Source organism: Kitasatospora sp. MBT63 (assembly GCF_000710465.2).
Taxonomy (GTDB): domain Bacteria; phylum Actinomycetota; class Actinomycetes; order Streptomycetales; family Streptomycetaceae; genus Kitasatospora.
The window spans coordinates 1-21394 of the sequence record NZ_JAIZ01000823.1; the positions used below are offsets into that span (position 1 = coordinate 1).

Annotated in this window: 20 protein-coding genes, 3 tRNA genes and 1 pseudogene; 6 read left to right on the forward strand and 18 right to left on the reverse strand. The window is 73.9% G+C overall.

Going from position 1 to position 21394, the window contains the following annotated elements; all coding sequences use genetic code 11:
- The 8 genes from AA75_RS43335 to AA75_RS43370 form a co-directional block, all read right to left on the reverse strand.
- The coding region (locus AA75_RS43335) for a type I polyketide synthase (RefSeq protein ID WP_033826063.1) at positions 1 to 3490 on the reverse strand (3490 nt) is incomplete at its 3' end.
- Positions 3491 to 3575: 85 nt separating this feature from the next.
- Entirely contained in the window at positions 3576 to 4400 is an 825-nt protein-coding gene (locus AA75_RS43340; RefSeq protein ID WP_233289459.1) for an alpha/beta fold hydrolase, read from the reverse strand.
- A 55-nt stretch (positions 4401 to 4455) separates the two neighbouring features.
- On the reverse strand, positions 4456 to 4737 hold the full coding sequence (locus AA75_RS43345; protein WP_033826064.1) for an acyl carrier protein: 282 nt from the start codon (positions 4735 to 4737) through the stop codon (positions 4456 to 4458).
- A 1012-nt stretch (positions 4738 to 5749) separates the two neighbouring features.
- Positions 5750 to 6172, reverse strand: coding sequence for a MaoC family dehydratase (locus AA75_RS43350; RefSeq protein ID WP_033826065.1), 423 nt, complete (start codon positions 6170 to 6172; stop codon positions 5750 to 5752).
- 4 nt (positions 6173 to 6176) lie between these two features.
- Entirely contained in the window at positions 6177 to 6635 is a 459-nt protein-coding gene (locus AA75_RS43355; RefSeq protein WP_033826066.1) for a MaoC family dehydratase N-terminal domain-containing protein, read from the reverse strand.
- 84 nt (positions 6636 to 6719) lie between these two features.
- On the reverse strand, positions 6720 to 6884 hold the full coding sequence (gene rpmG, locus AA75_RS43360; RefSeq protein WP_006604855.1) for a 50S ribosomal protein L33: 165 nt from the start codon (positions 6882 to 6884) through the stop codon (positions 6720 to 6722).
- A gap of 82 nt (positions 6885 to 6966) precedes the next feature.
- A tRNA-Met gene (locus tag AA75_RS43365) sits at positions 6967 to 7039 on the reverse strand.
- 44 nt (positions 7040 to 7083) lie between these two features.
- A tRNA-Thr gene (locus tag AA75_RS43370) sits at positions 7084 to 7156 on the reverse strand.
- A 304-nt stretch (positions 7157 to 7460) separates the two neighbouring features.
- Here AA75_RS43370 and AA75_RS43375 point away from each other — a divergent pair.
- The 3 genes from AA75_RS43375 (at position 7461) to AA75_RS43385 (ending at position 11432) form a co-directional block, all read left to right on the forward strand.
- Complete coding sequence (locus AA75_RS43375; protein ID WP_033826067.1) at positions 7461 to 8723, forward strand: hydrolase; 1263 nt, start codon at positions 7461 to 7463, stop codon at positions 8721 to 8723.
- A gap of 193 nt (positions 8724 to 8916) precedes the next feature.
- Positions 8917 to 9339 (forward strand): hypothetical protein, encoded by a 423-nt coding sequence (locus AA75_RS43380; protein WP_033826068.1) that lies wholly within the window; start codon positions 8917 to 8919, stop codon positions 9337 to 9339.
- Positions 9336 to 11432, forward strand: a complete 2097-nt coding sequence (locus AA75_RS43385; RefSeq protein WP_051814417.1) for a tetratricopeptide repeat protein — start codon at positions 9336 to 9338, stop codon at positions 11430 to 11432. The genes AA75_RS43380 and AA75_RS43385 overlap by 4 nt, the downstream gene beginning before the upstream one ends.
- 151 nt (positions 11433 to 11583) lie before the next feature.
- Here the strand turns inward: AA75_RS43385 and AA75_RS43390 are convergent.
- Positions 11584 to 11664: transfer RNA gene (locus AA75_RS43390), tRNA-Tyr, on the reverse strand.
- Positions 11665 to 11880: 216 nt separating this feature from the next.
- On the opposite strand from AA75_RS43390, the gene AA75_RS43395 reads away from it, so the two are divergent.
- Complete coding sequence (locus tag AA75_RS43395) at positions 11881 to 12369, forward strand: YajQ family cyclic di-GMP-binding protein (RefSeq protein WP_033826069.1); 489 nt, start codon at positions 11881 to 11883, stop codon at positions 12367 to 12369.
- Between the two features lie 206 nt (positions 12370 to 12575).
- Here AA75_RS43395 and AA75_RS43400 read toward each other — a convergent pair whose 3' ends face one another.
- The gene (locus tag AA75_RS43400; RefSeq protein ID WP_033826070.1) at positions 12576 to 13289 is read right to left on the reverse strand and encodes a hypothetical protein; all 714 of its coding nucleotides are present in this window, start codon (positions 13287 to 13289) and stop codon (positions 12576 to 12578) included.
- A 214-nt stretch (positions 13290 to 13503) separates the two neighbouring features.
- A complete protein-coding gene (locus AA75_RS43405; protein ID WP_033826071.1) occupies positions 13504 to 13986 on the reverse strand; it encodes a hypothetical protein in 483 nt (160 codons plus the stop codon).
- Positions 13987 to 14239: 253 nt separating this feature from the next.
- Between AA75_RS43405 and mug the strand changes: the two genes are divergently transcribed.
- Entirely contained in the window at positions 14240 to 14824 is a 585-nt protein-coding gene (mug, locus tag AA75_RS43410; protein WP_033826072.1) for a G/U mismatch-specific DNA glycosylase, read from the forward strand.
- Here mug and AA75_RS43415 read toward each other — a convergent pair.
- Entirely contained in the window at positions 14737 to 15438 is a 702-nt protein-coding gene (locus AA75_RS43415; RefSeq protein WP_063794561.1) for a YbaK/EbsC family protein, read from the reverse strand. The two genes, mug and AA75_RS43415, sit on opposite strands and share 88 nt — an antisense overlap.
- A gap of 148 nt (positions 15439 to 15586) precedes the next feature.
- Positions 15587 to 16366 carry an SDR family oxidoreductase gene (locus AA75_RS43420; RefSeq protein WP_082527278.1) on the reverse strand — a complete coding sequence of 260 codons (780 nt, stop codon included), beginning with the start codon at positions 16364 to 16366 and terminating at the stop codon, positions 15587 to 15589.
- A gap of 117 nt (positions 16367 to 16483) precedes the next feature.
- Between AA75_RS43420 and AA75_RS43425 the strand changes: the two genes are divergently transcribed.
- Positions 16484 to 17410 (forward strand): LysR family transcriptional regulator, encoded by a 927-nt coding sequence (locus tag AA75_RS43425; protein ID WP_033826073.1) that lies wholly within the window; start codon positions 16484 to 16486, stop codon positions 17408 to 17410.
- Positions 17411 to 17544: 134 nt separating this feature from the next.
- Here AA75_RS43425 and AA75_RS43430 read toward each other — a convergent pair whose 3' ends face one another.
- The 5 genes and pseudogenes from AA75_RS43430 to AA75_RS45020 all read right to left on the reverse strand — a co-directional run.
- Positions 17545 to 18450 carry a squalene/phytoene synthase family protein gene (locus AA75_RS43430; protein ID WP_051814419.1) on the reverse strand — a complete coding sequence of 302 codons (906 nt, stop codon included), beginning with the start codon at positions 18448 to 18450 and terminating at the stop codon, positions 17545 to 17547.
- A gap of 111 nt (positions 18451 to 18561) precedes the next feature.
- On the reverse strand, positions 18562 to 18963 hold the full coding sequence (locus AA75_RS43435; protein WP_033826074.1) for a YccF domain-containing protein: 402 nt from the start codon (positions 18961 to 18963) through the stop codon (positions 18562 to 18564).
- Positions 18964 to 19008: 45 nt separating this feature from the next.
- Positions 19009 to 20373, reverse strand: a complete 1365-nt coding sequence (locus tag AA75_RS43440) for an RNA polymerase sigma factor (protein ID WP_082527279.1) — start codon at positions 20371 to 20373, stop codon at positions 19009 to 19011.
- A gap of 185 nt (positions 20374 to 20558) precedes the next feature.
- On the reverse strand, positions 20559 to 20990 hold the full coding sequence (locus tag AA75_RS43445; protein ID WP_033826075.1) for a YciI family protein: 432 nt from the start codon (positions 20988 to 20990) through the stop codon (positions 20559 to 20561).
- A gap of 102 nt (positions 20991 to 21092) precedes the next feature.
- Positions 21093 to 21394: pseudogene (locus AA75_RS45020) on the reverse strand (cytochrome ubiquinol oxidase subunit I); the annotation flags it as partial.

Below are 21394 nucleotides of genomic sequence, written 5' to 3' on the forward strand. Positions count from 1 at the left end.
CCGGCGCCGGCGCTGCGGTGACCGGGGCGGGGGCCAGCGCGGGGGCCACCTGCGCGGGGGCCACCTGGGCGGGGGCCGCCTGGGCGGGGGCCGCCTGCGCCGGAGCGGGTGCCGACGCCGTGGGTGCCGCGCTGCCGGAGCCGAGCTCCAGCGCGGCCAGGTCTCGCAGGATCTCGTTGGCCCGCAGGTGGGTCCGGCCGATGGCCAGGCCGTGTTCCTTGACCGCGGTCACACCGGCCAGGACGTCGTCCACCCGGCCCTGGTCGGCCGCGTGCTCCAGCAGTCCGGCGAGCCGCTCGGCGCTCTGCAGCTGTCCGTTGAGGTAGTCGTCGTGCAGGGCGAGGTGATCGGCGATCAGCTCGGGCAGCCGGTCCGAGGCCGGCGCGGGGTTGGCTTCGTGGTCCACGGGCTCGCTCTCCATCACGACGGGCAGGGCAGGACGTTCGGGCACGGCCGGCGCCACGGCAACCGGCCCGGTCACGGCCGGAGCGGTCACCACCGGGGCAGCCACGGTCGGGGCAACCGCCACCGGTTCGGCCGCCACCGGTTCGGCCGCCGCCGGTTCGGCCGCCGCCACCGGCGCGAGGGCCGCCGGCTCCGCCGCCGCTCCGGGCAGCCGGGGCTCGGCGATCCGGTAGCCGTTCTCCAACGCGTCCCGGTAGGCGGCCTTGCGGGCGTCGGAGACGTAGTTGATGCCGTTGAGCAGCACCGTCATCCCCTTGCTCGGCGCCGCCTCGGGCACCTCGGCGACGTACCGGTCGGACACCGACAGCGGCAGGCCGAGGACGGCCAGCTGGGCGACGGCCCGCTTCAGCGCCAGGTCCGCGTCGGCGCCGGGGCCGCCGTCGAGGCGGACGCACTGGTGCGGCCGGTCACCGAGGATCCGCCCCACCAGCTGGGTGAGAACGCCCTTCGGGCCGAACTCCACGAAGGTGCGGAAGCCCGCGGCGTACATCTCCTCGACCCGGTCGGCGAAGTGCACCGGGTTGATCAGCTGCTCGGCCAGCAGCACCGCGTTGGCGGCCGGGTCGGCGCCGTACGCGCCGCCGGGGGTGTTGGCGAACACCGGGCGCCGCGGCTCGCCGACCTCGACCCGGGCCGCCGCCTCCCGGAACGCGTCCACGGCGTGTGCCACGAACGGGGTGTGGAAGGCCGCCGAGACCGGCAGCCGGCTGATCCGCAGTCCGCGCTGTCCGGCTTCGCCGACCAGCCGGTCGACCGCCGCGCTCGCACCGCCGAGCACCACCTGGTCGGCGGCGTTGCGGTTGCAGACCACCAGCTCGGGGTGGGCCGCGAGCAGGTCGGCGAGCTGCGCCTCGGTGCAGCCGACGGCCGCCATCGCCCCGGCGTCGAAGGCCGGGTCGGCGGGCGGGGCCATCGCGGCGCCGCGGGCCCTGGCCAGCGCGAAGTAGCCGTCGTCGGCGAGCGCCCCCGAGGCCCACAGCGCGGTCAACTCGCCGAAGCTGTGGCCGAGGTGGCCGTCGGCGGTGAATCCGAGCTCGGCCAGGTAGCGGTACTGGCCGACCGAGAGCGCGCCGATCGCGGGCTGCGCGTACTCGGTGCGGCGCAGCGACTCCTCCTGCGCGGCCCGGGCCGCGTCGTCGAAGGCGGGGGCGGGGAAGGCGATCCGGGAGAGCGGCTCGGCGCCGTCGAACTGCCGGTTGGCCTGGTCGAAGGCGGCCCGCAGCGGCGGCAGGGCGAGCACCGCGCGGTGCCCGGGGTTGACGTACTGGCTGCCCTGGCCGGCGAACAGCGCACCGGTGCGGCCGAGTTCGGCCTCCCGGCGGCGGTACCAGACCCCCTTCGGGTGGGTCCAGTGCTCGGCGTCGGGCTTGGCCCGCAGCTCCTGGAGGGCCAGTTCGCGCAGGTCGGCGAGGTCCTCGGGGCTGCCCGCGACCAGCGCGAGCCGGGCGTGGCCGGCCGGGACCGGGCCCTCGGCGGGTGCGGCGCCCTCGGCCAGCCGCGCGGTCAGGGCCGCGGTGTCGGGGGCGTGCCAGAGGTGGACCCGGGCGACCGGGAACATCACCTTCAGGTCCTCGCCCTCGCCGTGCTCCTGGAGGACGAAGTGGAAGTTGGTGCCGCCGAAGCCGAACGAGGAGATCGCGGCCCGGCGCTCGGCACGCTCCGGGTCCTTGATCCAGGGGCGGCTCTGGGTGTTGACGTAGAACGGCCCGGTGGCGAAGTCGATCGCCGGGTTGGGCTCGTCCACGTTGATGGTGGGCGGCAGCACCTTGTGGTGCAGGGCCAGCGCCAGCTTGATCATGCCGGCCGCGCCGGCCGCCGCCTTGGTGTGCCCGATCTGCGACTTCACGCTGCCGACGGCCGCGTACCGGCGCTGCTCGGTGGTCTCGGAGACCACCGCCGCCAGCGCGGACAGCTCGGTGGCGTCGCCGACCGCGGTGCCGGTGCCGTGCGCCTCGAACAGCTCGACCGTGTCGGGGGTGCAGCGGGCGTCCTCGTACGCGCGCCGCAGCGCGACCATCTGGCCCTCCTTGCGGGGGGCGTAGATGGACTTGAACCGGCCGTCGCTGGAGGAGCCGATCCCCCGGATGACGGCGTAGATCTCGTTGCCGTCCCGCTCGGCGTCGGCCAGCCGGCGCAGCGCCAGCATGCCGATGCCCTCACCGATCAGCGTGCCGTCCGCGTCCTTGTCGAACGGGCGGATCCGGCCGACCTTGGAGAAGGCCGGGGTCTTGCTGAAGCACAGGTACATGAAGATGGTGTTCTCGGCGTCGCAGCCGCCGGCCAGCATGGTGTCGGCCCGGCCCTCCAGCAGTTCGCTGACCGCCGCCTTGGTCGCCGCCAGCGAGCTGGCGCAGGCCGCGTCGATGGTCATGTTGGTGCCGCCGAGGTCGAGCCGGTTGGCGATCCGGCCGGCCACCACGTTGCCGAGCATGCCTGGGAAGGAGTTCTCCTCCCAGGGCGCGAAGGCGAGTTTGAACTTCTCGGCGATCTCCTCGGCGTCCCGCTCGGTCAGACCGCAGCTGCGCACCACCTCCTTGAGCACCGGGGTCTGCAGGCGCGCGGAGAGCGGTTGGGTGAGCTGGTTGGCGCCGGTGATGCCGAGGATCACGCCGGTGCGCTCGGGCCGGTACCACGGCTGCTCGGCGCCGGCGTCCTTGAGCACGTCGCGGGCGACCACCAGGCTGAGCAGCTGGAGGACGTCGGTGACCTCCAGGGTGGTGGGCGGCAGGCCGAACTCCATCGGGTTGAAGGCGACCGACGGAATGAACCCGCCCCGCCGGGAGTAGGTCTTGTCCGGCGCGGACGGGTCCGGGTCGTAGTGCTCGTCGACGTCCCAGTGCGTGCTCGGCACGTCCTGGATGCAGTCGGCGGCGGCCACCACGTTGCCCCAGAACTCTCTCAGGTCACGGGAGTTGGGGTAGAGCGCGGAGAGGCCGACGATCGCCACGGGCTCGTCGGCGAGCCGCCGGGTGAGGTCGTCGTCGGAGCTGGTGAGGCTGCTGGGGTTGGGCTGCGAGGTTTTCACGGCAGGGCTCTCTTGGTCTCGGAGGGCCGGCCCCCGGGCGCCGTGCGGTGACGGCGGCCGGGGCCGTGCGGAGGACGGGCCTGCGTCAGACCTTCTTGGCGCCGGTCCGCGCGGGGACCGGGGTGGGACGGACCAGGCGCGCGATCAGCTCGGCGGCGTCCGGCCGGGTGAGCATCGTGTAGTGGTCGCCGGGGCTGCGGTGGACCTCCAGGCCGTACGGCGCCAGCGGGGTCCAGCCGAGGGTCGGGTCGTCGGGGATCAGGCTCCGCTCGGCCGCCACCAGCACCAGCGGCACCTCGGTGGGCCGGGGCCGGTAGGGCGCGGTCAGCCGGTTGTTGCGCAGCAGGCCGTCGACGTAGGTGTCGTACAGCTTGCGCAGCCCGGGCAGCGGGGTGTCGGCGGCCAGCGCGCCGCTCGCCACCGCCGCGTCGAGCACCAGCAGCAGGCCGTCGTCGACGCCGCAGGCCGCCAGCCGGTCCGGGTCCAGGAGCACCGGGCGGCCGCGCTTGGCCCCCAGGTACATCGCGAACCACCCGATCAGCAGCGGCGGCAGCAGCGCCTCGTCGGGCTGCTGGTACTCCTCGGTCGGGGCGATGCTGTCCAGCAGCACCAGCCGGGCGGGCCGCTGCGCCGGCGGCTGCTGCCGCACCACGGCCTGCGCGACCACGCCCCCGAAGGACCAGCCCGCCAGTGCGTACGGCCCGCCGTCGTACGCCCCGGTGAACTCGTCCAGCAGCCGGCCGGCCAGTGCCTCGACGGTGGTCTCGGCGCGGCCGCCGGTGAGCGCGGCCTCCCAGTACTCGGGCAGGGCGGACAGGTCGAGCACGGTGAGGCCGACGCCGTCCGGCAGCGCCTCGGCCAGGGTGGCGTGCACCCCGGCGGCGAGCGCCCCCGGATGGACCAGGTACACCGTGCCCGAGCCGGCCGCCGACGGTCTCAGTCTGACGACCGGGAGCGGGACCCGGCTACGCCGAGGCGGCATGGCCGGCCTCGGTGCGGGTGGCCGACTCCTCGGCGATGTGGGCGGCCAGCTCCTTGATGCTCGGGTGGTACCAGAGCGCCGTGGTGCCGAGCTCGAAGCCGAGCCAGTTCTCCATCTCGCCGGCCAGGATCAGGGCCTCGGTCGAGTCGAGCTCGAGTTCGTCGAAATACTGTTCCGGCGACACCTCGGACGGCTCCACCCCGAGCCGGTGCGCGATCTTCTCGATCAACCAGTTCTGCGCTTCAACTGCCTTGATGGGAGCCACAGTTGCTCCTCCTCGAAAGAGTCGGCCCGGGCGGGCCGGGCGGGAAATGCCTCTGAGAACACCTGTCAGCATCAGCCGCGCGCTGCTAGGGTCCCGGGGAACGCGAGACAGCCGTGCGAGACCCGGGCGCGGAACGCGCCAGGGCGTGGCTCGGCCATGGGCTCAGAGGTTCATAGGGCAACAGTCAGTCAACATCTGCTCTTGACGCGGTGGTTGCAGCACCGCTTACGCCCATCGCCCCGCGGCAGCACCAACGGGACGACAGACCGCCTCGACCTGCCCGGTCGGCGGGGTGGATGTGAGCGAAGACAGGCCGCACGGACGACGGATGCACTCGCTACGGGGCAGGACCGTACGCGAGTTCCCGTTGAGCGTGCAACCAACGGATCGTGAATCAACGACCCTTGGGCGCCGGTGCGCGCCGGCCGCCGACGGCCGGCCCGCCCCGCCCGGCATCCGTCGAAAACGCGCTCGACCTGCGGCGATGCCGGCCCTTCGACGCGTCCCCCACCGAATGAGGAACGGCCTCCGAATGTCTGGTGCACACCGGGCGCACTTCTGGGAGCACTGTGCACCGGGGCGCACGCCGTGCCGTTCTACGCGCGTGAACAGGCCGATGTGAACTCGGAGTTAAAGGTCGGGCCCTCGCTTGCCGCCTCGCTCGGACCGTGGATATGGTCACCTCAGCTATCCGTTGACCTGCCCGGCAACACCCTCCCTGCACCGCCGGCCCATGACCACGGAACGAGGACTGCCATGTCCGCGGCCCACCGGACGCCACCCGGGCGGCCGAGCGGATCCGGCCACCGGACCCGCCCGACCGATCGCCCCCGAAGGACCAGCCCGGCCCACCGGCCCACCCCGGACGACCGGGCCCCGTCCCTCACCTCCGCCCCGCCAGGCACACCGATCCGCCGCCCGCCCGGGCCCGCCGACGCGGACGGGCCGAGCCGGACAGCTCCGAGGAGCTGAACGACTCGGCCCGTCCGGACGGATCGAACCGGCCGGCGGCTCAGCCCAGCTGAACCACCGCGCGCGACATGCCGAGCACCTTCTGGCCGCCGTACGTGGCCAGCAGATCCACCCGCACCCGGCGGTCGTCGAGCAGCGCGGCGACCTTGCCGGACACCTCGATCACCGAACCGTCCTCGTCGTTGGGCACCGGCACCGGCCGGGTGAAGCGCACGCCGTAGTCGACCACCGCCGCCGGGTCGCCGATCCAGTCGGTGACCACCCTGGCCGCCTCGGCCATGGTGAACATGCCGTGCGCGATGACGTCGGGCAGCCCGACCTCCAGCGCGAACTTCTCGTTCCAGTGGATCGGGTTGAAGTCCCCCGACGCCCCCGCGTAGCGCACCAGCGTGGCACGGGTCACCCGGAACGACTGGGCCGGCAGCTCGGTGCCGACCTCCACCTCGTCGAAGTTGATCCCCATCGCGCTACTTCCCCTCCTCGTCGGCCGCCCGGGCCACCAGCGACATGACGGACGTCACCACGTGCTCGCCGGACTCGTCGTGGACCTCGCCACGGACGGTCAGCACGTCGTTGCCGGCCAGCGACTTGATGGCCTCGATCGACACCGTCACCGTCAGCCGGTCACCGGCCCGCACCGGGCGGGTGTAGGTGAACTTCTGGTCCCCGTGCACCACCCGGCTGTAGTCCAGGCCCAGCTCCGGGTCGTTCACCACCTGGCCGGCCGCACCGTACGTGATGACGAACGGGAAGGTCGGCGGCGCGATCACATCCGGGTGACCGAACGCCTTGGCAGCCTCCGGGTCGGAGTACGCGGGGTTCGCGTCCCCGATCGCCTCGGCGAACTCACGGATCTTCTCCCGGCCGACCTCGTAGGGCTCGGTGGGCGGGTACGTGCGCCCGATGAAGGAGGGATCGAGCGGCATGAGCTACTCCTCTGAATGTGTCGTTACACAGAAACGACTCCAGGCCGCCCCCCTTGCGGGGTGCGGCCTGGAGTCAGTGCAAAGTCAGCGGGTCTCGCGGTGCGCGGTGTGCGAGTTGCAACGCGGGCAGTGCTTCTTCATCTCAAGACGGTCCGGGTCGTTACGCCGGTTCTTCTTGGTGATGTAGTTCCGCTCCTTGCACTCCACGCAGGCCAGCGTGATCTTCGGGCGGACGTCAGTGGCAGCCACGGGAGTGCCTTCCTGGGACAACGAATAAGAACACGACAAGAGTAGCCGATCGGGAGAGTACCCCCCGATCGACTACGCGGAGTAGCGGTGACCGGACTTGAACCGGTGACACAGCGATTATGAGCCGCTTGCTCTACCAACTGAGCTACACCGCTTTGATGATCAGAACCCCCGCCGAGGCGGAAGACCCTTTCACCAGAGCCCCCATGCGGAATCGAACCGCAGACCTTCTCCTTACCATGGAGACGCTCTACCGACTGAGCTATAGGGGCGAACGAGGAAGAGATTACACGGTTCCCGGCCAGAGGTGAAATCCGTATCCGGAGCGGAAGACCGCAGGTCGGCGCGGTCGCACTGACGCTCCCTCGGCAGATGCACGTTCGAGTGGCCCGCGCCACCGCTCACGCCACCGGCGGGTGGACCGACACGACCTACGCCCGCCTCCGCGCCTCCCGCCCCCGGGCACCCTAGGCTCGACCGGCAGTGATCATGCGGTCCCCGGTGCGCCCAGAGCGCCGGAGAGCACCGGGGCCGGGCGCCCGGGGCCCCGCGCCCGGAGAGTGAGGAGCCGGCCGAATGAGCGCGGACAGCGCACCTGCCGAAGGACCGCACCAGGGCCCGGCCGCCAACCCCCTCGGCCACGGCCCGATCCTGCTGCTCACCAACGCCCGGCTGACCGACGGGCGGCTGGTCGACGTCCGGATCGGCGGCGACCGGATCCAGGCCGTAGGCGCCGCGGGCAGCCTCGGACCGCTGCCCGCCCTGCCCGGCCGCCCCACCGTCACCACCGGCGCCCGGATCGACCTGGCCGGCTACCTGCTGCTCCCCGCCCCCGCCGAGCCGCACGGCCACTACGACACCGCGTTCGCCGCCGCCCTGCCGGGACCGCCCACCGAGGACCCCGCCGACCTGGTCCGGCGGGTCACCGAGGCCGCGCTCACCTCGCTCGGCTACGGGGCCACCGCCCAGCGCACCCACGTCCGGATCGGCGACGCGCACGGCCTGGTCCGACTGGAGGCGGTCCTCATGGCCCGGCAGGCGCTGCGGGGGCTCGCCGAGCTGCAGGCCGTGGCGATGCCGCGGCTGCTCACCGGCCGGGCCGGCGCCGACGGGCGGGCCCAGCTGCGCGAGGCGCTCAAACTGGGCGCCACCGCGGCCGGCGGCTGCCCCGACCTCGACCCGGACCCGGTCGGCTACGCGCAGATCCTGCTGGCGGCCGCACGCGAGGCCGACTGCCCGGTGGACCTGCACACGGCCGGCCGCGACACCGCCCAACTCGCCCGGATCGCAGGAGTGTTGGCCCCCTTGCGACCCAGAGTCACGGTCGGCCCGTGCAGCGCACTGCCACCCGGCGGGGTGAGCGTCCTGGCCACCGCGGGGGTGCGGGTGGTCTGCCTGCCGCAGAACGGCGGCTGCACCGGCCTGGAAGGTCCGCCGACCGGCCTGCGGCCTTCCCTTGCACGGGAGTTGACCGATGCCCGGGTGCCGCTGGCGGTCGGCAGCGGCAGCGTCCGCGACCTGGCCAACCCGGTCGGCCGCGCCGATCCGCTGGAGGCCGCCTACCTGCTGGCGGCCACCGGCACCCTCAGCCCCGAGGCCGCCTACGACGCGATCAGCGGCCAGGCCCGGCTCACCCTCGGCCTGCCCGCCGTCCGGGTCGACGCGGGGTTCCCCGCCGAACTGCTCGCGATCCGCGGCGACAGCCTCACCGGCGCGCTGGCCGGCGGCCACAGCCGGCTGGTCGTCCACAGCGGCCGCGTGGTCAGCCGCACCAGCGCGGTCCGCGAGTTCGCCGACACCATCGCCCTCGCCCTGCCCCGCCAGAACTCACCGGGCTGACCCGCCGCCGTCCGGTGGCCGGTGGCCGGTACCGGGTGCGAACCCGTCCGACGTGGGCGGCTTCCGCACTGCGGAGACCCGGCCCCGCGGGTCTCCCGTAACCAGCCGGGTTTCCCGTAACCAGCACCCGACGATCGCCCGACTCCTAAGCTGCTGAGGCGTCAGTAGGTTCCTGCTCGGGGGGTTGAGCACGATGGGTACGGAGATCGCGGAGCTGGTCCAGCAGGCCGGCCCCTACCTGACCGCAGCGGCGGGCGCCTACGGGGGCGGCGTCCTCACCCGCGCAGAGGACGCCGCCGCGGACGCCACCGCCAACCTGGGCCGCCGCATCCTCCAGGCCGTCTGGCGCCGCCGCTCCGCGACCGAACAGGCCGAACTGGAAGCCGCCGTCCTCGACGCCGCCCAGGACACCGACGACGCGGACGCCGCCGCCGCACTGCGCCAGCAGCTCAAGCGGGCCCTGCGCGAGGACGCCGACCTCTGCAAGGAACTCGCCGACCTGCTGCCCGCACCGGCCGCCGGAAGCGTGACCGTCACCGCCTCCGGCGAGCGCTCCATCGCCGCCCACACCATCACCACCGCCATCACCGGCGACGGCCACCACACCGGCCAGTGACCGGCCCCCACCACGAAGCCTCCGGGCGCAGGGCGATCGCCGCAGGCACCATCGGAGTCGCCAACACCGGCGACGTGATCGGCCTGCCCGCGGAAGTCCTCACCGCCGCCCGCGACGTACCGGCGCCACCCGGCCTCACCAACCTGCCGCCCTTCCCCCTGTGCCTCGGACGCACCGACGCCCTCGCCTGGCTCCGCGACACGCTCTCCCAGGACAACGGCACCGCGATCACCCAGATCCCCGCCGTCCACGGCCTGGGCGGTATCGGAAAGACCACCCTCGCCCTCGCCTACGCCCACCACCACCGCCGCACCTACAGCCTCATCTGGTGGATCAACGCCGACTCCCCGACCCGCATCGAACAGTCCCTCGCCGGCCTCGCCCTCAGGCTGTTCCCCGCCTGGGCCGGGAGAGCAGCCCAGGACGAACGCACCGCCTGGGCCACGACCTGGCTGCAGTGGCACCCCGGCTGGCTGCTGATCTTCGACAACGTCGAGGACCCCACCGACCTGTCCCCCTACCTCGGCGCCCTCGACGGCGGCCACCACCTGATCACCAGCCGCCGCGCCACCGGCTGGTCCCGCACCATCCGCACCCTGCCCCTCGGCGCCCTCGGCCCCGACGAAGCCGCCGAACTCCTCTGCAGCTACGCCTTCACCGACGGCACGCCCACGGCCCGGGAACGCCAGGACGCCCGGACACTGGCGGCCGAACTGGGCCATCTGCCGCTCGCGTTGGAACAGGCCGGCGCCTACCTGGCCCAGAACCCCGCCGTCACCATCGACACCTACCGCAAGCGCCTGTCCGGCAAGCTCGACAAGGCCGCCGACGGCATCGACGCCGAGCGCACCATCGCCCGCATCTGGACCCAGACCCTCCAGGCCCTCACCGACCGCAACCCCGACGCCGTCCAGGTGCTGTACGCCCTCGCCTGGCTCGCCCCCGACCACATCCCCATCAGCCTTCTCGAGACCTCCGGCACCGACAACGACGACCTCCACGAAGCCCTCGGCCTCCTCGGCGCCTACAGCATGGCCACGGTCACCCGGCGCACCGTCAGCGTCCACCGCCTCCTCCAGGCGGTCCTGCGTTCGACTGCGCAGGCCGGCCCCGACGGCCCACCCACGGGACGCCAGGCCGCCGAAGAAGCCCTCGTCCGGGCCCTGGGCCCGCTCGACCCCCCGACCACGGACGCGGTCACGCCCTGGGACGCCCTGATGCCCCAGCTGATCGCACTCGCCGCGACCAGACCGCCCGGACAGCGGGACGACCGCGCGGCAGGCCTTTACCACACCGCGGCCGAACACCTATGCGGTCAAGGCCATGACGCCCGCTCGGTCCCCCTCCGGGAAGCCGGCCTCGCCCAGGACGAGCGGACCCTCGGCGACACCCACCCCGACACCCTCGCCGGCCGCCGCCGGCTCGCTCTCGGCTACCAGGCGGCCGGGGACCTGGAACGCGCCATCCCCCTGTACGAGACCGTCATCGCCCAGTGCGCACAGGTCCTCGGCGACACCCACCCCGACACCCTCGCCTCCCGCGACAACCTCGCCGGCGCCTACCGCGAAGCCGGGGCCTTCGATCGCGCCGTCCCCCTCTACGAGGCCGCCCTCGCCCAGTACGAGCAGCACCTGGGCAACGCCCACCGCGACACTCTGATCAGCCGCAACAACCTCGCACTCGGCTACCAGGCGGCCGGGGACCTGGAACGCGCCATCCCCCTGTACGAGACCGTCATCGCCCAGTGCGCACAGGTCCTCGGCGACACCCACCCCGACACCCTCGGCAGCCGAGGCAACCTCGCCAGCGCCTACCAGGCGGCCGGGGACCTGGAACGCGCCGTCCCGCTGTTCGAGACCGTGGTCGCCCAGTGCGCACAGGTCCTCGGCGACACCCACCCCAGCACCCTGTGCCACCGCCACAACCTCGCCTACACCTACGGTTCAGCCGGCGACCTCGACCGGGCCATCGCTCTGTACGAAACCGTGCTCGCCCAGTGCGAACAGGTCCTCGGCAGCACACATCCCGGCACGGCGATCAGCCGCGGAAACCTCGCCGCGGCACGAAGGGCAGCAGGCAACACACCCGGGTGAACCCGGGCTTCCGCGGTACCTCAGCTGCCGTCGGCCCCGACCATGAGGCGGGCCCACGCGAAGCGCCTCCGCGGCACAGATGGAGCGGCACAGCCAAACAGGAACGGCCCTGAACTGCGTTTCCGCAGTTCAGGGCCGTTCCGTTATCCGGTGGCTGGTGCAGGGTTCGAACCTGCGTAGCTTGCGCGACAGATTTACAGTCTGCTCCCTTTGGCCGCTCGGGCAACCAGCCAGGGATGGTGTCTCGCGGGGGGCTGCCCCGTTCGACGTCGTAAACGATACCTGATGGACGGGGGTGGTCCGCCACTCGATTGGTCACGTGACGATCAAGGGCGGGTCGCGGCTGTCGGCCGCGGCGCGGGGGCGGGGCTGGATAGGCTGGGGTGGCGGCCGTCCGGGACGGGTGGCCCCTGACCGTGAAGCCAGTACCGCAAGGAGACCAACACCCATGGCCGACTCCAGTTTCGACATCGTCTCGAAGGTCGAGTGGCAGGAGGTCGACAACGCGATCAACCAGACCTCCCGCGAGATCTCCACCCGCTTCGACTTCAAGAACGTCGGCGCCGAGATCAAGCGGTCGGGCGAGAAGATCGAGATGAAGGCCAACGGCGAGGAGCGCGTCAAGGCGATCCTGGACGTCCTGAAGGACAAGTTCATCAAGCGCGGTCTGTCGCTGAAGGCGATGGACGCGGGTGAGCCGCAGCTGTCCGGCAAGGAGTACAAGATCTCCGTGGACATCAAGGAAGGCATCACGCAGGACGACGCCAAGAAGGTCGCGAAGATCATCCGCGACGAGGGCCCCAAGGGCGTCAAGGCCCAGGTCCAGGGCGACGAACTGCGCGTCAGCTCCAAGTCGCGGGACGACCTGCAGACGGTCCAGGCCCTCCTCAAGGGCAAGGACCTGGAGTTCGCGATCCAGTTCGTGAACTACCGCTAGCAGACCGCGCGCGACCTGCGCGAACGCCTGCACTCCGGCCCAGGAGGGCCGCGGGGGACCACTACCCCACGCACACCGCAGGGGCACACCACCGAGAGACGACTCGGCGGTGTGCCCCTGTGGCGTGTCCGGCCGGGGCCGGGGCCGGCGGTCAGCCGGCCGTCAGTCGGCCGTCAGTCGGCCGTCAGTCGGCCGTCAGCCGGCCGTCAGCCGGTGGTGCGGAGCGCGGTCGCACCTGCGGCAACGGCCGCCGCGAGCGCGTCGGCGGTGAGGGCGGCAGCCGCCCCGCGCACCGCTTCCCGGTCCGTTCCGGCCTTGGCGTCCGCCGCGGTGCCGGGTGCCGGCCGGACGGCCGGGCGGTTGGCCGGTCGGGTGGCCGCATCGGTCAGGGCGGTGACGTCGGCCTGGACCTTCTTCATCAGGTCGGCCGGCTTGCCGGCCGCCGGGGCCGGCAGGACCTGGACGGTCTGCCCGGTCACGGCCGCCGGGGAGGGCACCGGGACCGGCAGGTCGACCGGCGGCGCCGGGGTCGTCGGCAGGGTCGGCACCGCAGGCAGCGAGCCGAGCAGGCCGGTGATGGCGCTGGTCAGCTCGTCGACCTTCTTCTGCAGTGCGGCCGGGTCGAGCAGGTCGGTGGCCGAGGTGGCCAGCGAGAGGATGCTGTTGACCAGGTTCAGGAGGTCGCCGATCGCGCCGAGCGCGTCCCGGGTGGTGGCTGCCGGGTCGGATGCCGGGAGCGCCGCGGGGAGCGGGGCGGGGACAGCGGCGGGGAGCGGGGCGGTCGCCGGGGCGACGGCGGCGGTACGAGGGGCGGTCGCGGTGGGGGCGTCGGCCCCGTACGCGAGGTCGACGGTCGCCGGGGCGACTGCGGTGAGGCCCACCGCCGCAGTCAGTACGGCGGCCGTCCAGGAGGCACGCATGGGAGAGCTGTTTCCTTTCCGTGGGGTTCAGGCATTCGCCTGAAGCACACGTTGGGACACCTCTCCGGGACCGGCCACCGTTTGTCGGCCGAACGGTGCGTGACGCTTCGTAGGCGCAGCGCGCCGCGCCTACGCCGGCCGACACCGGGTCCGACAGCAGGCCCGACAGCAGGCCCGACAGCGGGCCCGACACCCGGTCCGACGGCGGGTCCGGTCAGCCGCCGGCGGCGGCGATCCAGTCCTCGATGTCCCGGCGGCGGCCGAGGCCGACCGTCTCGAACTCGTCCCGCCCCGGGTCGCGGCGGGCGCCGAGTCGGCGCAGTGCCTGGGAGATCGGGGTGCCGTCGTCGGGGTCGGGGCCGTCCTCGGCGAGGTGCAGCGGGCCCAGGGTCAGCCGGCCGTCCACCCAGACCGCCGCGCTCTGGCTGCCTTCGCCGCCGAAGTAGGCGGCCTCCAGGTAGGCGATCGGGGCCGACTGGGACCAGGCCTCCAGGCGGCGGACCAGGCCGCCGGGGAAGTAGCTGAAGCCCGGCTGCCCGGCTGCGGCGGGCTGGTGCAGGGCTGCGTGCAGTCGGTCCGTCATCGGGATCAGCGCCAGTCCTTGCTCCAGTCGCACGACCCGCGCGACCGGGACCTCCGCCGCCACCACGTTGAGCAGTTCGGCGGTGGCCGCCAGCGCGTTGAGTTCGTATGACATCTCATCATTCTCCGCATCGGGCGCGCCCGGGTCAGCAGATTAATCGAACTGGTTAGCCATCAGAGTGCGCGGGCGGCGCCCCGCCGAAACGCACGCCGGTGGCGGGCGCAGTGGCGCGCCGAATGGCGCGCCCGAGTGGGTGCCCGAGTGGGGTGCCCAGGGGCCCGGGCGGGTCCGAGCCGGATCCGGGCGCTTCGGGGCGCTCCCGGGCCTCGCGGGACACGGCGCGGGGCGATGCGGCAGAGTGGGGCGGATGACGAGGACCGCGCACCGCCCCACCCCCGAGGAGTTGGCCGCCGCCCAGGACGCCACCATCCCGGACGTGGCCGCGCCCGGGCTGCGGGTGCTGTTCTGCGGCATCAACCCGGGCCTGTGGTCCGGCGCGACCGGTCGGCACTTCGCCCGGCCGGGCAACCGGTTCTGGCCCGCACTGCACCTGTCCGGCTTCACACCCCGGCGCTTCGGGCCGGACGAGCAGCAGGAGTTGATCGCGCTCGGCCTCGGCATCACCAACGTGGTCGCCCGGACGACCGCCAAGGCGGCCGAGCTGACGCCCGAGGAGTACCGGGAGGGCGGCGCGGCGCTGGTCGAGCGGGTGGAGCGGTTGCGGCCGCGGGCACTGGCGGTGCTCGGGGTGGGCGCGTACCGCACTGCCTTCGGACGGCCGAAGGCGGCGGTCGGCCCGCAGGAGCACACCATCGGCGAGACCCGCGTCTGGGTGCTGCCCAACCCCAGCGGGCTGAACGCGCACTACTCGCTGAACGCCATCGCGGACGAGTTCCGGGCCCTGCGCACGGCGGTCTCCGACGAGCCGCCGCCCGGGTCCGCCGACGCCTGACGCCCGGCCCCGACGGCGTCGGAGACCGCGGGGCGGCACAGTGCCGGCGGGTCAGCCGCCGGCCGGGCCCGGGGCCCGCCCAAGGCCTCTCCCGAGGCCTCTCCAGAGGCCCCGCCGAAGCCCTCGTCCGCCGTTCCGGGCTCGACCGCCAGCGGAGTGCCCGAGGTGAGCCTGACCAGTTCCTCGTACGTCATCGGCACCACGGTGTGTGGCGTGCCCGCCGCGGCCCAGAGCTTCGGGAACCCGGCCAGCGCGGTGTCCACCACGGTCCGCAGCGGCGCCGGGTGCCCGGTCGGCGCGACCCCGCCGATCGCCTGGCCGGTGGCTTCCCGGACCTGACGGGCGGTGGCCCGCACGACCGGGCCGCCGCCCAACTGCCCGGCCAGGAAGCCGGTGTCCACCTGGTGGCCGCCGCTGGTCATCACCAGCAGCGGCGCGCCGTCGTGGACGAAGACCAGGCTGTTGGCGATGGACGCGACCGGGCAGCCCAGCACGGCGGCCGCCTCGGCGGCGGTCCGGGCCGAGTCGGGCAGTTCCCGGATCGCGGGGGCGATCCCGGCGGCGGCCAGCGCTTCGGCGACGGCGCGGGATCGGGGTGGCAGGTCAGCGGTCACGGATCGGCTCCGGGGAGGGGTCGCAGGGACGGTGGGCCAACGGACCGCATGCTCGCAGAGCCGACGCCCGCCCCGCACCGCGGTTCCGGCCCACCGCCCCGCGGTTCCGGCCCACCGCCACCGGCCCGACCGCCCGACCGGCCGGCCGTCAGACCAGCCGCCCGCCGCCGTCCACGTGCAGCACCGTGCCGGTGACGTACGGGTTGCCCACCGCGAACAGCACCGCCTGCACCAGGTCGTCCACCGAGCCGACCCGGCGGGCCGGGTTGCGCTCGGCGACGCCGCGCAGGAAGGCCTCCTTCTCGGCGCCCAGCCCGTCCCAGCTGCCGGTGTCGACGATGCCCGGCGAGACCGCGTTGACCCGGACCGGCGCGATCTCCACGGCGAGCGCCTGCACCAGGAAGGCGAGCGCGCCGTTGGTGGTGGCCATCACGGTACGGGCGGGGGCCGGGCGCCAGGCGGCGACGCCGGAGAAGAAGGTGAACGAGCCGCCGGCCGCCGTCCGCCCCGCCAGGTGCTTGGCGAGCAACAGTGGGCCGATCACCTTGGCGTCGAACGCGCGCCGGACGTCGTCCGCCGCCAGAGCGGCCAGCGGGCCGTTGGCGGGCATCGCAGCCGTGGAGACCAGGTGGTCGAAGCCGCCGACCGCGGTGGCCAGGGCGACGATCGACGCCTCGTCGGCGAGGTCCACCGGGACCACCTCGGCCCGGCCGGCCAGCTCACCGGCGGTCCACTCCAGCTTCCGCGGGTCGGGGCCGGCGAGGACCAGGTCGGCGCCGGCCGCCGAGGCGGTGATCGCCAGCCGGCGGCCGGTGTGCGCGCCGGCGCCGATCACGACGACCCGGCGGCCGGCGAGCGGGAGCGCGGCGGCCGCCGGAGCAGGGGAGGCGGCGGTCGGGGCGACGGGGGTGGTGCGGGGCTCGGACATGGCGGAGGGACTCCTCGGACGGCGGGCGGTACCCGGCGGAACGGTCACCTCGACCCTCCGCCGACCAGGGCCCATACGTCCAAGGCACATTCCCTCCGCCAACCATAAAATCTTTGCATGGTTACTCTCCGGCAGCTCGAATACCTGGTCACCGTGGTCGACACCGGCTCCTTCACCAAGGCCGCCGAGCTGCTGCACGTCACCCAGCCCGCCCTCTCGCACCAGATCCGGGCCCTCGAACGCAGCGTCGGCGGCGCCCTGCTGGAGCGCCTGCCGCGCTCGGTGGGACTCACCCCGACCGGGCGCGCGGTCCTGCCGCACGCCCGCGCCGCCCTGCTCGACGCCGAACGGCTGCGGTCGGCCGCCCGCCGGGTCGCCGGGCTCGACCAGGGCGAACTCGAACTCGCCACCGTGTACTCGGTCAGCCTCGGCCCGCTCCCCGCGGTGCTGCGCAGTTGGCGGCAGCACCACCCGGGGGTGCGGATCCGCCTGCGCGAGTACCCGCACGCCGACCGGCTGCAGGCCGCGATGGCGGCCGGGCAGGGTGATCTGGCGGTCGGCCCGGCGCCGACGGACTGGGACGGGCCGGTGCGGGACCTCGGGGTCGAGGAGTTCGTGGTGGTGCTGCCACCGGGCGAGGGGACCGCCGCGCCGACCGTGCCGCTCGGCGAGCTGTCCGAGCGGGACTGGGTGCACTACGCACCCGGCAACGGGCTCGCCGAGGTGCTGGACCAGGCCTGTGCGGCCGCCGGGTTCCGGCCCCGGGTCGCGGTCCGGACCGAGCAGACCGCCGCCGCCCCGCTTCTCGCTGCCGCCGGGCTCGGGGCCGCCCTGGTCCCGGCCAACGTCCTCCCGCCGGACTTCGACGGCCTGGTGCTCCGCCCCGAGCCCCCGGTACGGCGGACCCTGACCGCCTACACCCGGACCAGGCCCGACCGGCTCACCACTGCCTTCGCCGAACTGCTCGCCCGGGAGATCCGGGTCCTGCCCGCCGGCCGGTACCTGTCGGAGCAGCCGGCGGAGCAGCCGGCGGACCGGCCGTAGAAGCCGTGGAACCGGCACTCGGACCGGCACTCGGACCGGTGCTCTGACCCGGCCGTCGGACCGGCCGTCGGACCGGCCGTCGGACCGGCCGTCGGACCGGCCGTGGGGCGCGTCCGCGGGCGCCCCACGGGCCGTCAGGCCGTCCTGGTGCGGCGTGCCCGGGCCAGGATCCGCAGCGGGGCCAGCAGCCCGTAGCCGACGTCCTTGCGCAGCGCGCCGGCCCCGGCCCGTTCGACGGCCGTCAGCTGGTGCGCCATCAGCTCCGTCATCATCCGGCCGACCGCCCGCAGACCCGGATCGGCCAGCTGGACCACGTCGGCGGCCGCCGTCAGGGCCGCCCGGGCGCGTCCGCACTGGTCGGCGAGGAGCGCGCGGACCGCCGGGCCGTCCTGGCCCCGTTCCAGCTCGGCACGGGTCACGCCGTGCTCGGCGAGGCGCTCGCGCGGGATGCACAGCCGGCCGGCGGCGAGGTCCCCGGCCAGGTCGGCGAGGAAGTCCACCCGCTGTGCGGCGGCGACGAACCGCCGCCACCCGGCGGCGGCCTCCGGGTCGGGTCCGCCCCGGTACTGGAGGCCGGTGAAGACCACCACGCCCGGCCAGGCGTAGGCGTCCAGGTAGGCCTCGAAGTCCTGTTCGGTGCCGAAGCCGGTGAAGTCGGCCTCGGCGGTGGCCGCACCCGCGAGGAAGTCCGACACCCAGTGCGCCGGCAGCCCACGGACCGTCACCGCGTGGGCGTACGCCCGCAGCACCGGGTCGCCGCTGCGCCCGGAGTCCAGTGCCTCCTCGACCCGGGCGGTCAACGCCCGCAGGCCCTCGGCCCGCTGCTCGGGTGTGCCGGTCTCGGCGGTGTCGTCCACCAGGTTCATGAACGCCAGGCCGGCCGCCAGGTACGGGACCAGCGGCGGCGCGGCCAGCAGCCGCAGCGCGAGGTACGGGGCCTGCTCGCGGCGCAGGACCCGCCGGGCGGCGGCCGTGTAGTCCGCGCGCAGCCCGGCGCCGTTGATGTCGGCGGCGGTCAGGGTGGTGCGCCAGCTGGGCAAGGTGGTGGGTCTCCTCGGGTCGGGGCGGACCTCGACGGAGGGCGCCCGTTCGGACGCCGCCCACGGTACCGATCCCGGCCGGGGTGCCCCGGGCCGCCTACACCGCCTCGGTCACCAGCCGGCGAACCGCTGGTCCGAGGGGACGATCTCGCGGCCGAGCGGCATCAACGAGATCGGGATCATCTTCAGGTTCGCCCAGCCGAACGGGATCCCGATGATCGACAGGAACAGCGGGATGCTGGTCGCGACGTGCGCCAGCGCCAGCCACCAGCCCGCGAACACCAGCCAGATCACGTTCCCGACGCACGACGCCGCGCCCGCGTCGGCCCGCACCACGGTCGAGCGCCCGAACGGCCACAGGACGTACCCGGCGATGCGGAAGCTGGCAATTCCGAATGGAATCGTGATGATCAGGATGAAGCAGATGATCCCTGCGACTGCGTACGCGATGGCCATCCAGATGCCGCAGAAAACCAGCCACAGGACGTTGAGAACGGTCTCCAGCACCTTCATGGTCCAAGCCTCCCACGGGCGCGGCCTCATGGCACGGCGTCGTCGTCACGCCTTCCCGGGCTGCCGCCTTCCCGGGCTTCCGCCTCCGCGGGCTTTCGCGTCCCGGGCGCTGGCGGCGGCCCGGCCGAGCAGGACGGCGCGCTCGCGGGCGTTGCGGGTGAGGCCGGCCGCCCGTTCGAACTCCGCGGCGGCCTCGGCGGCCCGGCCGAGCCGGGCCAGCAGGTCGCCGCGGACCGTGGGCAGCAGGTGGTAGGAGGTCAGCGAGGGCTCGTCCAGCAGCCGGTCGGCCAGGTCCAGGCCGGCCGCGGGGCCGAAGGCCATCCCCAGCGCCACCGCCCGGTTGAGTTCCACCACCGGCGAGGGGGCCCGCTCGGCGAGCGTGGTGTACAGCGCGGCGATCCGCACCCAGTCGGTGTCCCCGGCGGCCTTGGCGCGGGCGTGACAGGCGGCGATGGCCGCCTGCAGGGTGTACGGGCCGGGCGGGCTCGCCAGCCCCCAGGCCCGGTCCAGCGCGGCCAGGCCGCGGTGGACCAGCAACTGGTCCCAGCGCCCGCGGTCCTGGTCGAGCAGCAGGACGGGTTCACCGCCGGGCCCGGTCCTGGCGGCCGACCGGGAGGCCTGCAGTTCCATCAGCGCGACCAGGCCGTGCACCTCGGCCTCCTCGGCCATCAGCCCGGCCAGGACCCGGCCGAGCCGCATCGCCTCCTCGCACAGGGCGGGCCGCATCCAGTCGTCCCCGGCGGTGGCCGCGTACCCCTCGTTGAAGATCAGGTAGATCACCTCCAGCACCGGGCCGAGCCGGGCGGTCAGCTCGTGGCCCTCCGGCACCTCGTACGGCACGCCCGCCCCGGCCAGGGTCCGTTTGGCCCGGACGATGCGCTGGGCGACGGTGGCCTCGGAGGTGAGGAAGGCGCGGGCGATCTCGTCCGTCCGCAGGCCGCCGAGCACCCGGAGGGTGAGCGCGGCGCGGGCCTCGGCGGAGAGCACCGGGTGGCAGGCGGTGAAGACCAGCCGCAGCAGGTCGTCCTGGACGTCCTCGCCGAGGGGTCCGGCCAGCTCCTCGGGGCCGGGGTGGGGCTCGTCGCCGAGTTCCCGGCCGAGCTGGGCGAGCTTGCGGGCGTACCGCTGCTCGCGGCGGATCAGGTCGATCGCGCGGTGTCGGGCGGTGGCCATGAGCCAGGCGCCCGGGTTGGCCGGCACGCCGGTCCGCGGCCACTGTTCGAGGGCGGCGACCAGGGCGTCCTGGGCCAGCTCCTCGGCGGCGGAGAAGTCGCCGACCAGCCGGGCCAGGACGGCGGTGATCCGGGCCGACTCGATCCGCCAGACCGCGTCGACCGCCCGGTCGACCGCCCGGTCTGCGGCCCGCCGGGCCCCGGGTGGCGGGGCGTCAGGTGCGGGCGCGCCGGGCACCGGGCCGTCCGCGGTGTCAGAGGCGGGGGTGCCGGTTGCAGTGCTGCCAGGCGCAGGGCTGCCGGGTGCAGGGCTGCCAGGCGCAGGGGCGTCCGGTACGGGGGCGTCCGGTGCAGGGGTGTCCGAGGCCGTCACAGCCCTCCATCAGAGCAGCTTCCGGCCCCGGACGCCCGTGGAACCGCGGGTCAGGCCTGGATCGGCCGCTGGTTGGCGTCCCGCCAGGCCTGCTCCTTGTCCAGGGCCTCCTGGGAGACTGCGTCCGCCGGGAAGTCCTCGGCCTCGAAGACCCGGCGGATCTCCAGCGTCTCACCGCCCGGGAAGGGCGCCCGGGAGGCCCACTCGACGGCCTCCTCCAGCGAGCTGACGTCGATCAGCCAGAAGCCGGCCAGCAGTTCCTTGGTCTCGGCGAACGGCCCGTCGGTGACGGTGGGCTTGCCCCCGTCGGTGTAGGTCAGCCGGACGCCCTTGGCGCTGGAGTGCAGGCCCTCGGCGGCGAGCAGCACCCCCGCCCTGATCAGCTCGTCGTTGAAGCGGCCCATCTCGGCGATGGCCTCGGAGCTCGGCAGTACGCCGGCCTCGGAGTCGGCGTTGGCCTTGACCAGCATCATGAATCGCATCGTCTTCTCCGTCCTTCGGCGGGCGTCGGGCCCGCTCGGGTGCCTTCACCCCGTACGTCGAACGGGCGGACGCCGGATCGACGGGGCCGGGCGACTTTCTCGCTACTTCTTCTCCGGGGCCGGCTCGCCGGTGTTGGTCAGCCGGTCGTACTCCGCGACATCGGGGTGGTGCAGGTCGAAGGCGGGCGATTCGGAGCGGATCCGCGGCAGGGTGACGAAGTTGTGCCGGGGCGGCGGGCAGGAGGTCGCCCACTCCAGCGAGCGGCCGTAGCCCCACGGGTCGTCCACGGTGACCTTGGCGGCGTGCCGCTGGGTGAGCAGGACGTTGTAGAGGAACGGCAGGGTGGACAGGCCCAGCAGGAAGGAGCCGATGGTGGAGACGGTGTTCAGGGTGGTGAAGCCGT

Coding starts and splice junctions, on each gene's coding strand:
- AA75_RS43435 (WP_033826074.1), bottom strand. CDS start 18,963: ATGAAGGTGCTGGAGACCGTTCTCAACGTCCTGTGGCTGGTTTTCTGC.
- AA75_RS43395 (WP_033826069.1), top strand. CDS start 11,881: ATGGCCGACTCCAGTTTCGACATCGTCTCGAAGGTCGAGTGGCAGGAG.
- AA75_RS43420 (WP_082527278.1), bottom strand. CDS start 16,366: ATGTCCGAGCCCCGCACCACCCCCGTCGCCCCGACCGCCGCCTCCCCT.
- AA75_RS43445 (WP_033826075.1), bottom strand. CDS start 20,990: ATGCGATTCATGATGCTGGTCAAGGCCAACGCCGACTCCGAGGCCGGC.
- AA75_RS43355 (WP_033826066.1), bottom strand. CDS start 6,635: ATGCCGCTCGATCCCTCCTTCATCGGGCGCACGTACCCGCCCACCGAG.
- AA75_RS43375 (WP_033826067.1), top strand. CDS start 7,461: ATGAGCGCGGACAGCGCACCTGCCGAAGGACCGCACCAGGGCCCGGCC.
- AA75_RS43400 (WP_033826070.1), bottom strand. CDS start 13,289: ATGCGTGCCTCCTGGACGGCCGCCGTACTGACTGCGGCGGTGGGCCTC.
- mug (WP_033826072.1), top strand. CDS start 14,240: ATGACGAGGACCGCGCACCGCCCCACCCCCGAGGAGTTGGCCGCCGCC.
- AA75_RS43350 (WP_033826065.1), bottom strand. CDS start 6,172: ATGGGGATCAACTTCGACGAGGTGGAGGTCGGCACCGAGCTGCCGGCC.
- AA75_RS43380 (WP_033826068.1), top strand. CDS start 8,917: ATGGGTACGGAGATCGCGGAGCTGGTCCAGCAGGCCGGCCCCTACCTG.
- AA75_RS43405 (WP_033826071.1), bottom strand. CDS start 13,986: ATGTCATACGAACTCAACGCGCTGGCGGCCACCGCCGAACTGCTCAAC.
- AA75_RS43425 (WP_033826073.1), top strand. CDS start 16,484: ATGGTTACTCTCCGGCAGCTCGAATACCTGGTCACCGTGGTCGACACC.